10 protein-coding genes are annotated in these 13,327 nt (G+C 38.1%); 7 read left to right on the plus strand and 3 right to left on the minus strand.

The window, feature by feature from the left end:
* Positions 1 to 483 (plus strand): CAP domain-containing protein, encoded by a 483-nt coding sequence (locus AC1RJ8_RS20300; protein WP_492955366.1) that lies wholly within the window; start codon positions 1 to 3, stop codon positions 481 to 483.
* Here the strand turns inward: AC1RJ8_RS20300 and AC1RJ8_RS20305 are convergent.
* The gene (locus AC1RJ8_RS20305; protein WP_492955367.1) at positions 478 to 1,599 is read right to left on the minus strand and encodes a glycoside hydrolase family 18 protein; all 1,122 of its coding nucleotides are present in this window, start codon (positions 1,597 to 1,599) and stop codon (positions 478 to 480) included. The two genes, AC1RJ8_RS20300 and AC1RJ8_RS20305, sit on opposite strands and share 6 nt — an antisense overlap.
* Positions 1,600 to 1,613: 14 nt before the next feature.
* Positions 1,614 to 2,477 (minus strand): transglutaminase-like domain-containing protein, encoded by an 864-nt coding sequence (locus AC1RJ8_RS20310; protein WP_492955368.1) that lies wholly within the window; start codon positions 2,475 to 2,477, stop codon positions 1,614 to 1,616.
* A 44-nt stretch (positions 2,478 to 2,521) separates the two neighbouring features.
* Between AC1RJ8_RS20310 and AC1RJ8_RS20315 the strand changes: the two genes are divergently transcribed.
* The 6 genes from AC1RJ8_RS20315 to AC1RJ8_RS20340 all read left to right on the plus strand — a co-directional run bounded on the left by AC1RJ8_RS20315 (position 2,522) and on the right by AC1RJ8_RS20340 (position 11,460).
* Positions 2,522 to 3,304 (plus strand): O-methyltransferase, encoded by a 783-nt coding sequence (locus AC1RJ8_RS20315; protein WP_492955369.1) that lies wholly within the window; start codon positions 2,522 to 2,524, stop codon positions 3,302 to 3,304.
* Positions 3,305 to 3,307: 3 nt separating this feature from the next.
* Positions 3,308 to 3,979, plus strand: a complete 672-nt coding sequence (locus tag AC1RJ8_RS20320; protein WP_492955370.1) for a DUF1345 domain-containing protein — start codon at positions 3,308 to 3,310, stop codon at positions 3,977 to 3,979.
* Positions 3,980 to 4,967: 988 nt separating this feature from the next.
* The gene (locus AC1RJ8_RS20325; RefSeq protein ID WP_492955371.1) at positions 4,968 to 5,336 is read left to right on the plus strand and encodes a BlaI/MecI/CopY family transcriptional regulator; all 369 of its coding nucleotides are present in this window, start codon (positions 4,968 to 4,970) and stop codon (positions 5,334 to 5,336) included.
* A complete protein-coding gene (locus tag AC1RJ8_RS20330) occupies positions 5,333 to 6,886 on the plus strand; it encodes an N-acetylmuramoyl-L-alanine amidase (RefSeq protein WP_492955372.1) in 1,554 nt (517 codons plus the stop codon). The genes AC1RJ8_RS20325 and AC1RJ8_RS20330 overlap by 4 nt, the downstream gene beginning before the upstream one ends.
* Before the next feature lie 12 nt (positions 6,887 to 6,898).
* Positions 6,899 to 9,085: a M56 family metallopeptidase gene (locus tag AC1RJ8_RS20335; RefSeq protein WP_492955373.1), complete on the plus strand. Its 2,187-nt coding sequence runs from the start codon at positions 6,899 to 6,901 to the stop codon at positions 9,083 to 9,085.
* Entirely contained in the window at positions 9,082 to 11,460 is a 2,379-nt protein-coding gene (locus AC1RJ8_RS20340) for an outer membrane beta-barrel protein (protein ID WP_492955374.1), read from the plus strand. Before AC1RJ8_RS20335 ends, AC1RJ8_RS20340 begins: the two co-directional genes overlap by 4 nt.
* Positions 11,461 to 11,816: 356 nt before the next feature.
* Here the strand turns inward: AC1RJ8_RS20340 and AC1RJ8_RS20345 are convergent, their stop codons facing one another.
* Positions 11,817 to 12,947, minus strand: coding sequence for a BamA/TamA family outer membrane protein (locus AC1RJ8_RS20345; protein WP_492955375.1), 1,131 nt, complete (start codon positions 12,945 to 12,947; stop codon positions 11,817 to 11,819).
* Positions 12,948 to 13,327: the final 380 nt, after the last annotated feature.

The following is a 13,327-nucleotide window of genomic DNA, read 5'->3' on the forward strand; positions in this document are numbered from 1 at the left end:
ATGAAAAAAAGCCTATGCATTTTTGCCTGTATACTGCTCTGCATTTTATTTGTACAGTGTAAAAAAGATGAAGTGGCGGTGCCAGAGAATGATGTTAATTCGCTAATGGCTAAAATTAATCTTTTAAGACAAAGTGGATGTAATTGTGGCACAGCATACATGCCTCCGGTGGCTAACTTATCTTTAAATATACAGTTGCAAAATGCGGCAATAATCCACGCTAAGGATATGGCACAGCAAAACTATTTTGATCATTTATCTCCTGAAGGCGGTACGCCCGCTGAGCGTGCATTAAATGCAGGTTATACAGGTGATTTTAGGGCAGAAAATTTAGCAAAGGGATATAGCCAGGCAGATCAGGTAATTGCTGCATGGAAAAATAGTGTGAGCCATTGTAAAGCCATGATGGATGCTAAAAGTAAAGAAGCGGGTATAGGGATGTCACAAAATTACTGGGTGGTAACCTTTGGTAATCCGTTATAATTCTTTTATCGTTTTATCAATCACATCCAATAACCCATTGGTATAGGCATCATCTGTTAATTCCCAGAACATAATGCCATTTAATTTTTGATCAATAACATATTTGGTTTTTAATGAAATTGATTTCGGATCGTCAAAAGTGGCGATGTATTTTGTTTGTGGATTATAATAGTATGGGGCTTTGGCTTTCTCGTCCCAATAGTAAGTATAGCCGTTTTCAGTAGAAAATTGTTTGGTAAAGTCTTTAAAAGAAACGCCTCTTAAAAATTTTGTTGGCTGATATAAACCCTGGTTGGCATCAATAGTGTTTTCGAAAATACGGGCGTAAAATGCGGCCCCTAATGCAATTTTTTGTGCAGGTACCCCTAAATCTATCAAAGTTTTTACGGCATAATCGCCTGATAAAGATTGTTGAGCAGTAGCATACAATGGTGTATGGTGACCGCTTTGTGTTGCATAGCCACTTACAAGGTCATAACTCATTACATTAACCCGGTTTACCAGTGGCATCACTTTATCCCATTCGAAACAAGAGTCGATGCAGTTTTTTGTACCACCCGCAGCAAAGCTAATTTCGGCCTTTTTGCCTAGTTTTTTACGGAGTTCTTTAATCAGTAGGGTGAAATTGTGTTTATCATCTACTGTATATCTGTGCCCTGGGAAGCCTACTACAGCTGGGTATTCCCAATCGATATCTATCCCGTCAGCATGAAAGAAGTCGAGTATTTCTTTAGTGGTTTTAGCAAATGTTTTTCGTCCCTCAGCTCTGCTGAATACCTCCGAACAATCTTTGCAGGCACTCCAGCCACCCATTGCTATCATTATCTTTAAATCAGGGTTCCGTTGTTTTAAGGTTACCATTTTAGTAATTAAGGCCGAATCCTTCGCCGAACTAATGTTTAAACTATCACCTTTCAAATGACCGAAACTATAAATCAAATGACTCAATTTTTCGATGGGAAAGCTATCGATCACCGAATTTTGCCCCGTGTAATAGGCAATAACGTTTGGTTTAATTGTTTTTTGGGCTTTTGATTGGATACTTAAAAATGATAAGGAGATGATGGCTGTAATGCAGAACAGTACAGTAGGGGCGATAAGCTTTCTTTTGTGCATGGGATCTAGGTAAACTATTTTTCGGCAATAATATCTTGAAGTTCGTTCAATTCGGCAACTTTATCGGTAGCTCCTGCATTTTCATAAGCCGAAATCAGGTTTCTGATTACCCGACGGATAATATCGGTATTGCTGCAGGGTCTGTAATATTCGGGCAGGGCCTCTAAATTAAGCTGGCGCAGAAACTGATCAACATCATGTTTGCCGAAGATATTACCACGGTTAAAAGCATTAATGTAGAAAAGCACACCATATTCTGTTCCTTCCTGTTTGCTATCGTCTATATAACCCAAAATAAAGTGCTGTGGCAAGTTTATTCCATAAACAGGCAGATCTAATTTCTGTGCCAGGGTAGAGTAGATAATGGCCAGCGAAATCTGGTTGCCCTTTTTGCTTTCCAGAACCTGGTTTAAATAAGAATTTTGTGGATCGTGATGATTTTTGGTATTGCCACCAAAACCATATTGTTGATACAAAACGTGATTGATCAGTTTTACTTTTTCAACCGAACTCATTTCATATTGAAGGCCCAACCAGATATCTCTTTTAATTTCTTCCAGCTGGTTAATTACCTTTTGCTCATCTAAATCAGGGTATTGATACCGGTTAATAATTAATGCACCCTGCAATAAATCAAAAGCACCACTTAAATACCATAAGTTTAAATCTTCTTTAACCGTTTTAAACTGGATCTGATGAACAATATTTTCAATTCGTTCCTGCAACAAACCATCAAAAGACTGTTCCCAGGCATTTTCTAAAAAATGTACTACCTCGCCGCCATATTCAAGCAGTTTCTTTTCTACATGATGGAACACTTCCTCGTCAGGATCATCCAACAATTTTACTAAAGCACTTATCTCTGCGTTATTTTCCATAAAACATACCTACGTTTGCAGTGTTTAATTACTTTTGCAATATTATGCTATTTCAATTTATTACAGATTACCTTAAACACCGTTTAACAGCAAAAAGCCGACATGGAACGCACTCACCATTCGTGTACAAGCTCGCTGATGAGGTAATTTACGATTTTACCGACAAATCTGAATACAAAAATATAGAAGAACAACGAAAAAAACTTTTTAATGACGATTCGATAATCACGGTTACAGACCTTGGAGCGGGTTCTCACCTTAATAAGAACCGTACAAAAAAGGTAAGTCAGATCGCGAAGAATGCCTTGAAAAGTCCGCGCTTGGCCAAACTGATTTATCGCCTGGCGAAAAATACAAATCCTAAAAGTGCTATAGAATTAGGTACTTGCCTTGGTATTACAACGGCTTATCTGGCCAAAACAAGTGCTGATACAGCAGTAATTACCATTGAAGGTTGTCCGCAAACAGCAGAGGTGGCGAAGAAAAATTTCGAGGATCTAAATTTAGAGAATATAGAGCTTCATGTGGGCAATTTTGATATGATCTTACCCGATATTATTGCCAAACAGCCAAGTTTAGATTTCGTTTACATTGATGGTAACCACCGCAAGGATGCTACCCTGAATTATTTTAACTGGTGTTTGCCTAAAATTAATGAAGATTCACTGCTGATTTTTGACGATATTTATTGGAGCGAAGGTATGAAAGAAGCCTGGGCTGAAATTAAAAACCATCCTGATGTTACCGTAACCGTAGATTTGTTCTGGATCGGCCTGGTTTACTTTAAAAAAGGACAGGCAAAAGAACACTTTAAGCTTAAATTTTAGATAATGGAAATCGAACCGAAATTAGAAGGTATCCAAAAACGGTCAGCGCTGTTTATTTTGTTGATTAGTTTATTTTCGGGGATTGCTTTTTATTTGGTGTCACTTTTTATTGAAATGAATGTGCTTACACATATCATGTTCGGTTGGGATGCATTCTGTTTGGTGCTGATTACCCTTCATTGGTATATGTTTTTTCATACTTCCGCTGCTGAGACACATCTTAAGGCCAAAATGCAGGATGAAACCCGTGGCGAAATTTTTGTCATTGTGGTAGTATCTACCTTTGCGGGTTTACTTGCAGTAGTTTTGCTGTTAATTAATAAAGATATCAAACCACTCGATCTGGTAGTGGCCATAACAGGCATGTTTTTATCGTGGTTTTTAGTGCACACAACCTTTAGCTTGCGTTATGCACACCTATATTATGGCGACGATAAGAAGAAACATACTGACAAAAAAGGAGTTGGACTGGAATTTCCTGGTGATGATGAACCCGATTTCATCGATTTTGCGTATTTTTCTTTCGTGCTGGGCATGACTTTCCAGGTTTCGGATGTAGAAATTTCGAGCAGAAAGATCAGAAGGCTTTCCCTTTTACATAGTTTAATCGCCTTTATCTTTAATACTGTAATTGTGGCGTTAACCATTAATGCATTGGCTGGGTTAAGCAAATAACGAAGCGTCATCTCGACCGAAGCATCGCGAAGTGGACAGATCTATCATACCGCTATTTTTTGTCATCCTGAGCGCAGTGAAGGATCTTTAAAATTCAATATTTTAGCTGGAGTGGGGGCGTGGAAAGACTTATGCTCAGCAATTACAACAGTTTTTAGGAAATGAACAGTCCGGTTCTTTTGGCGGGCTTCAGTCCCGCTCCCGCTTCTGCCGATGAAGAATCGGCATCTCGCTTCGATCGGGTTTAGTTACAAAGGTTAAATGCTTTTGGCTCCATGCCAGGAGCAAGCCATTCGGTCGTAAACCTGACAGCAGCGGTAGCCCCGAATTTTTCATGAGGGCTATAGCGAATGGCAGGGCTTCACTTGCCAAGAACCACAAGCCGTTCGTTTTCAAATAAAAAAGCGTGAATTTTAGGTTTGGGAAATGAACAGTCCAGTTCTTTTGGCTGCCCTTCGACTCCGCTCAGGATGACCTCCAAAAAGTATCCCGCTTCTATTCCTTAGGTTTAGATACCAAGGATAGATGCCTTTTGGCACCATTTCAGGAGCAGTCCTTTCATCATAAACCTGACAACAGCGGTAGCCCCGAATTTTTCATGAGGGCTATAGCGAATGGCAGGGCTTCATTTGCCAAGAGCCACAATCCGTTCGTTTTCAAATAAAAAAGCGTGAATTTTAGGATTGGGAAATTAACAGTCTGGTTCTTTTGGCGGAGTTCAGTCCCGCTCCCGCTTCTGCCGATGAAGAATCGACATCTCGCTTTGATCGGGTTTAGTTACAAAGGTTAAATGCTTTTGGCTCCATACCAAGAGCAAGCCATTCGGATATAAACCTGCCAAGAACCATAAGCCGTTCGTTTTCAAATTAAAAGAGAATATATTAATTTATTATGCTGTAAATCAGTTGATTATTATTTTAAACTGATTTTTCAGTAATATAACTTGTTTTTTAGTTGTAAAACTGAAAAATAAGTTATAAGTTTGGGTATGGAAGAATTAACCAAAACAGAAGAGCGTATTATGCAGGTTTTATGGAAACTGCAAAAGGCATTTGTGAAAGATATTATCGATGAACTGGAAGAAGAACCTAAGCCGCCCTACAATACCATTTCCTCGATTGTTAGGCTTTTAGAGAAGAAAGGTTATGTTAATTATAAAGCCTATGGAAAAACCTACGAATACTTTCCGGCGATTACAAAAGATGAATATGCCAAAACTACCTTTTCGAAATTGTTTTCAGGTTATTTTGATAATTCTCCAACCAGCCTTTTATCGTTTATGGTAAAAGAAGAAAAACTAAGTGAAAAGGATATAGAAGAAATTAAAAAAATCATTAACCAAGAGCCAAAGTCATGATTTTAATTTACTTATTAAAGGTATCGGCCTGTACCGTAATCTTCTTTGCAGCCTATCAGTTCTTACTGGCTAAACTCACGTTTTTCAACCTGAACCGTGCTTATTTATTAATGATGTTGGTGTTGAGTTTTAGTATTCCGGCAGTTACCATCGAAAACCGTCAGGAAGTAATGGTTGCCAGTCAAGAGATTCCGTCAAAAATAGCTTACAGCAACGAGGGTTTTATTGAGCAGGATTTTGTAGATGAAGGTAATGCTGCTAACGCTAACATAAACTGGGACCAAGTGCTCATGTATGGCTACTGCTTGGTTTTAGCCGCCCTTGTTTTTAAAATGCTTTTTATGATGGCACGTATTCAAACTCAGTTGCGTAAACATACCATAGACAGAAAGGGAGCTGTTATCTTGGTCGATGCGAAATCAACCATTAAAAACTGTTCTTTTTTTAACCAGATTATTGTCGACTCCTCTTTGCAGCACGAAGAAAAGAACCTGGTAATTAAACACGAATACGTTCATGTGAAGCAGTTGCATGCTGTCGACAAACTTTTAGTCAATTTCGTTACGGCAATCCTTTGGTTTAACCCCATTATTTATTTCTGGCGGAATGCCATCGATCATAACCACGAATTTTTGGCCGACCGTGAAACTTCTAAAGTTGCAGATAAGAAGGTTTATGCTTCTTTACTTTTAAATCTGGCTATGCCAGCTAAAAATTTAGCCATTAATAGTTTTAGTAAACTTCCACTAAAAAATAGAATCATGATGTTGTATAAAGAACCAAACGCCAAGCTGCAAAAGCTTGCCTATTTAGCCATTGTTCCGGTTTTAATGATTTGCTGTATGGCATTTATAAACCGAAAAGAAATTATTGTTCAGAAAACATCAGCAGGGAACCAGGCTTCTGCAGATGCGCCGACAAAGCCAAATGTTTATGCGATGAACTATTTAAACAGCAATATTAAGGTTAATCCAAATGCTGCTTTTAATGAAGTAGAGCCTACATTGGTTATTGATGCCGGCCACGGCGGAAAAGATGGTGCAATAGCTGCCCTGGATGGACAAAAGGAAAAAGACCTAAACCTAAGGGCGGTAAAAATCCTAAAGGAAGAAGCCGCAAAAAGGGGGATTAAAGTAATATTAACCAGAAATTCTGACCAGTTTATTTCACTTCGCGATCGTTTACCGAAACAGGAGGCTACAGCTTTTATTTCCATCCACCATAATGCAACACTTGCAAATGCGGCCGTACCTTTCGGCGGCATCGAAATTTATGTTTCAAAACTGAACAGCAATATTAAAACTGCTGAAGATCTGGGTGCTGGTATTTTAAGCAAGTTGAAGCAGCTAAATGGACTTGAGGTAAGAGATTCTTTGAAAAACGCAAACCTGTTATTGCTCCGGGAATCTAAAGTGCCTGCAGTTTTAATCGAGCTTGGAAATATATCAGATGGTAAGACTCTTGATTACATCAATCAGGAGAAAAATATCCGAAGGATCAGTAATTTGATTTTAGATGGATTTGTAGCTTTTTCGAAACGGGGCTGTTAATAAATTATAGCTATGGAACTATTAACCTACCTATTCAAAGTTACTGCTTGTACGGTGTTATTCTTTGGCTTCTATCTGCTGGTTTTAAGAAAACTGACTTTCTTTAAAATCAACCGATTTTATTTGCTGGCTACGCTATTGCTTAGTTTTATTATTCCGGCTTTGCAGTTCGAAGTTAAGCGCGAAATAACAGTAGTGGAAACTGAGGCTCCGGTTAATATACCTGAAATAGAACCTCTAACTCAAGCACCTGTTCAGCTTATTCAGCCCATTGTGGTGAAGTACCAGCCAGAGGTGACGCCTAAAATCGACTGGATGGCGGTGATGTATTACTTTTATGGTACTACGGCTTCGCTTTTACTGTTGGTCTGCCTGTGGCGTTTGTTCAGCTTGCTTAAGCATACTAATAGGTACACTACAAATGGCGATGGCCTAAAGCTGATTACCAAAACAGAAGGTTTTACCAATTGCTCTTTTTTTAACTATGTTTTTATAAATGATGAAGATTTAAGTACAGCCGATTTATCAATTTTGCTTAAACACGAACAGGTTCATGCCAGGCAGTACCATTCGATAGATAAAATTGTTTTGATGGTTTTTAAATCTGTTTTGTGGTTTAATCCTGTTGTTTACTTATATGATAAAGCTTTAGAGCAGATACATGAATATGAGGCAGATGAAATCACTTCTACAGATTTTGGCAATCAGGAATACGCCAACCTCCTGTTAAAACTGGCGATCAGCAAAAGTGATATGCCCTTGATCCACAATTTTGTGAAGAGCCCGATTAAAGACCGGATTAAAATGTTGTTCAACGCTAAATCCAAAAACATGAAAAAATTGATATACCTATTGGCATTACCAGTTGCCGTAGGATTGTTTTGGCTATTTGCCGTACAGGTAGTGTATGCGCAGGACATAAAGAAGGAAAGCAAACCTTCGAAAGATTTTTATGAAGGAACATTGAAAGGCAAAGTGCTTAACATTAAAAAAGAAGCTACAGGCGTTTATACATTCGATTTCTTATCAGAAGGTAAGGTTTACTCGCTTGAAGCCACTGCTTATAAAGAAAAAATTAAGGTTGGCGATGAACTTGTTGCTTATGTATCAGGTAAATCGTTGAATATGAAAAGGATGGATAAAAGCGGTAAGGTTATTGCAAAAACAGATGGACCAATTTATATACCAACAAAGGTTACTAGCTTAAATGGAAATCTAATTTATGAATGGAAAATAGATAGGCATGCTTTTTTATATGAAGCCAATAAAGTACGTTTTGCTTCCTCTAAAATTAAATCTATTCAAAAAAGTGCCAATGGTAAGATTGAAAAGATTGTTTTGAATGATGAATTTTTTACCATCAGCCTAAACCTTAAAACACTGAACATAAAGGATGATAATTTTAAAGTGGGCGATAAGGTATTGGTTAAATTTATTGGAGAAAAGTTGGTTTCAAAACATACTTACAGTACAGATAAAATGATTGCACTGTATGCTGAAGCTAAAAAATATACGATCAAAAATGAAGCACTTTATAACCGGTTTTATTTCAACGACGGGAAACAGAAAGTAGCTGTAGTAAAAAATGAAGCAGCCAAAGTTTCGGGCCCAGTTGAGCCTAAAATCATTTCCTTCAAAAAAATAACCGGTGATGTGCAGCATAAAATTTCTTATCTGGAAAATGCGGTTATCGATATTAATAATTGCAGGTTAGAAGCCAGGTATGTTGAGTTGGATCAAGCCAACAATAAAATGATTGCCAAAAATGCATCGCTTAAAAATGCTAAACAAACCGTTACGGTAAAGTCTAACCTGATGACGTTTGACCTAATAAAAGGAGATTATCGTATTGATATCGGTGATGAAACCAAAACAGGCAATGATCTTGAAAAATTGATTAATTCTATCGCTTATAGTGGTAATATCGAAAATTCAGATGTAGCTTACAGTGCTCGCGATTCTGTAACGATTAGCAGTGACAAATCAATTGTTACGCTTTATGGGAAAGCAACATTAGATTATAAAAATTTTACCATATCAGCCGACGAAGCTACCTATAATAGGCATACGGAAAAAATAACGGCTAAAAACCTTACCCTTCGAAATAAAGTAACCGGAATAACAATGGTTGGTTCTTACGGTGAGTTTGATATTAATGGTAAAGCCGAAGTTTGGCAGGGCAATAAATCGTTTGAATGATAAGAACATTAAACTTTCTTGTTTTATTTTTCATCATCATCAATTGCGATGCTCAATTCAAACTCTCTGGAAAGGTAACTGACCAAGCGGATAAAGCTTTGCCATTTATAACCGTTAAAATCTCTAACGCTAAAAATCAGGTCAATTATACACAGACAGATAGTCTTGGATTTTATCAGATCATTAATCTGCAGGCTGGAACATATGCAATCACTTATGCTGCGCTCAATTTCAAAGCTGAGAACAGGTTACTGACTTTAAGCAGTGATACCCTAATTAATATTCAGCTCCAGGAAAATCCAAACAAGCTTACTGATATCCAGATTAATGCTAGGAAAGCTCTAGTAGAAAAACAGATCGACCGGACGGTTTTTAATGTGGAGAACAGTATTGCTGCTATCGGAACAGATGTTTTGGAACTGCTTTCGAAAGTGCCAGGAGTCCGGGTTATGAATGATAAGGTTTCATTGGTGGGTAAGGGTGGCGTTAATGTGATGATCAATAATAAGCTTGTGCCTTTATCAGCAGATGAACTGTCGAATTATTTGAAATCAATTTCATCAGGCAGCATCGCCAAGATTGAATTGATTACCAATCCGCCTGCAAAATACGATGCCCAGGGAAATAACGGCTTGATCAATATTGTGCTCAAGAAAGTTACTGCCGAAGGATTTAAAGGGTCGATAAATACAGCTTTTACACAAGCTACTCATGCAACAACGTCTGCCGGTGGAAATCTGAGTTATCGGAAAAACAAAATTACACTCTCCTCAAATTTCAATATCAGAAAAGGATCTCTTGTTCCTTTGGAACAAAGTGATGTTTTTTATCCCACACAGACCTGGAATATGGTAAATAAGGACCGGAATTTTAGAACGGTACCCAGCGGACAGATCGGAATTGATTATCAGGCCACCAAAAAAACAGTATTGGGATTATCGTACAATGGTGGCTTAACCAATTTCCATTCCGAAGAAAATATTAAAACCACTGTTTATAGCAAAACAGGTAATTTAGATTCGGTGTTGAATTCTGATGCCAATGCCAAAATCAGGTCTCATTACCACTCGGCCAATGTTTATTTAAAACAGGCCTTGGATTCTACCGGAAAGCAACTCAGCATTAACGCCGATTGGTTTAAATACGGTGATGATAAAAACAGGTTTTTTAACAATACAAGTTATTTCCAAAATGGAGTAGTTATTCCGAATTCTTTCGCCGAATACCTATCAACCAGCAAGCAAAATGTAGATTTATATACCTTAAAAGCCGATGTAGACTTGCCCTATAAAACTTTTAAGTTATCCTTCGGTACAAAACTGAGCTTTATCAACAACCAGAGTGATCTTGCCTTTTACAAAGTCCGTAATGCAATTTACGAATTCGATCCGGGTCAAACCAACCTTTTTAACTATCAGGAAAATACACAGGCCCTCTATGTTAATTATAATAAAACCGTAAGGAGTTGGGATTTTCAAGCTGGGCTGCGGGGAGAATATACGCAAATTGATGGTATATCCATTAATGAACAAAATCGAAATGAGTATTTCCGTTTTTTTCCTACATTTTATATCGCTTATCGCGCAAATGATAAAAGTACTTTTGCGCTTAATTATGGCCGTCGGATCAACCGGCCTGCTTACCGCAAATTGAATCCTTTTCGCTGGTACAGCAACCAATATGCTTATACTGAAGGAAATCCTTTTTTGCAACCATCTTATAACGACAACATCGAAATTTCGCACACTTACAATAATGTCTTCACTACGACACTATCTTTTAGTCATACCACAAACGGCTTTAATGATGTAAATTTTATTGAGGCTGGCACTAATATTCAGGTGGCCAAACCTGTTAACTTTATTACAGAGTATCATTATCAGTTCAGCAATGCAGTTACTTTTAATGTGTTTAAATGGTTGGAAAGTATCAATCAGGTTGATGTTTTTTATAACACATCAAATTCCAGCATCACGCAAACCCTAAGTGCCCTGAATGGGTTTGGTGCTTATTTTTCTACCTTAAACCAGTTTGTTTTTAACCGCTCGAAAACTCTTTTGGGCGAAGCCAGTTTCTGGTATCAATTTCCCTCCGTTGATGGCTTGAACCAGAATAAAAACCAATATAACTTAGATCTGGGTATAAAAACGTTATTACTTAGCAAAAAGATACAATTGGCCATTACCGCTACCGATGTTTTAAAAACCAATCAATACCGTTTTAGCAGTTTGATCAATAATATCAGGCAAGAGTATAATAACTATTACGATAGCCGCCAACTCAAGATTACCTTCCGTTATAATTTTGGCAATGAAAAAATTAAACAGCAGGATAGAAAGTTAGGAAATGAGGAGGAGCGGAGGAGGAGTAATTAGGGATTTGATCATGTGCTGTTTGAGGATTGAAAATTCCGACTAGCAGCGATCGTCCTGCTGAACTTGTTTCAGCATCTATTTGCTGTAAAATCCTTCTACTACAAGGGGTGTCATCTCCTGGAGTGCAATCCCGAACTTTCGGGAGAGAGATCTTGAAGCAAATTATTAAAATGAAATTAAAAGATTTCTCCACTACGGTCGAAATGACGATATGTCGAGATCGTCCGGCTTCTTAAAATTTGCGGTTATTTATATTGATTTTTATGAAATAAATTAAGCCTCAGGATGACAAAACGAGCACAGTAACTAAACGAACGGGATCACAGTGCGAAGCCCTCCATCTTGCACACCTTTCCCTAAAATGCTTCCGCCAAACTGATGTAAAACCCAGCCTGGCGTTTTTCGTTTGGCAGTTTTTCGCCTATACCATAATCTACCCGAACGCTTAAACCCTTTGCCGGATCAAAAAAGTAACGGCCGCCAACACCAAAGTTTGGTTTTAGCCCATCCGCATTAAACTCACCGTTTGCAAACACTTTACCAGTCCCCGCAAAAGCGACAATGCCAAAACGGTTCATAAAACGGTAGCGGATTTCAGCTTGTGCCGCCATCAGGTTTTCGTCACGGTAGCGGCCACTATAGTAACCGCGCATCATCTGGTCGTTGCCTAACTGTTGTAATAAGTAAAATGGGGTGCTTTTGCTTTGAATGCTGTAAAAAATGCCCTGTACCCCTAAAACTACTTTTGGTGCCAGACTAAAGAAACCACGGAGATCTAGCTTAATCTGTGAGCCATTAAAATTTTCTCCGCCAAAAAAATCAGGCGCATATTGATACGTTGCCCTACCAAAAAAGCCTTTTGTTGGATAGTTGTTGCTATTCCGTGTGTCGTAACTCTGCGATGCACCAATCCAGGCTACTGATCCACCATCTTTATCTAAAATCTGAGGATTGGTACTGTAAATGCCACCAATTTCCTTATCTATAAAACGGTAATTCTCAAAACCAAGCGAAACACCTGTATAAGCTTTAGGTAAGGTGTTCATTTCCGTATCAAAAAGTGTTTTAAATACCCGTTGGTCTAGTTTATCTTCATTTGCCTTTATTGCACTGTTGCCAATACCATAAAAATTAAATGGCTGATTTTTGAAACGGATATCACCGATAAAATGATATTTGTTTCCTTTGGTCCAGGCATCGCCTTTAAGCATAAAATTAGCTGTCTTTTTGGTAGAATAGGTTGTGTTCAAGGCGAAGTTTGAACTGCGGTTCAACGTATCTTTACGGTCTATGTAAAATGAATAAATGGCACCAACGCCAAATTCAAATCCTGTTTCCTGACTATAGCCAAAAGCTGGTAGAGGTAAAAAACTTGCTTTACGGGTAGTATCTTTTTCGTTTGAGAGCATCTTTTTGATCAGTTTCATCTGTCCGAACGAACTTCCTGAAATGAGCGCAAGTAAAATAATCAGATAATATTTTTTCATTGTCACAAAGAAAAGGAAATTTAATTAATTAGTTCATTCGTTCACTGGTCATTTGTTCATTGGTACTGCAAACTGCTCGTGATTGGTTAACTGATTAAATTGGTTAATTGTACCTAGCGACTGCTTAATCTCAACTCCAAACACCCAAATCTACCTCGAGGTAGATCTTTCTCCCGACTTAACGTCGGGACTGCGCTTTCAGTCGAGAAGGACGATCGCTAGGATTCGAAGCAATGCCTGCCGCCATCTAAACCGGATTGAAGGGGAAAGCCCACAGGCGAGGTACGAGCCGCGGACTTGTACCGGAAAGGTACTGTCTTTAAAAGCAAATAAAAGTTGATAAAATTTTATCTTCTGAGAAGCATTAATTTAAATGCTTT

This window comes from Pedobacter sp. GW822-FHT03F06 (genome assembly GCF_058801365.1).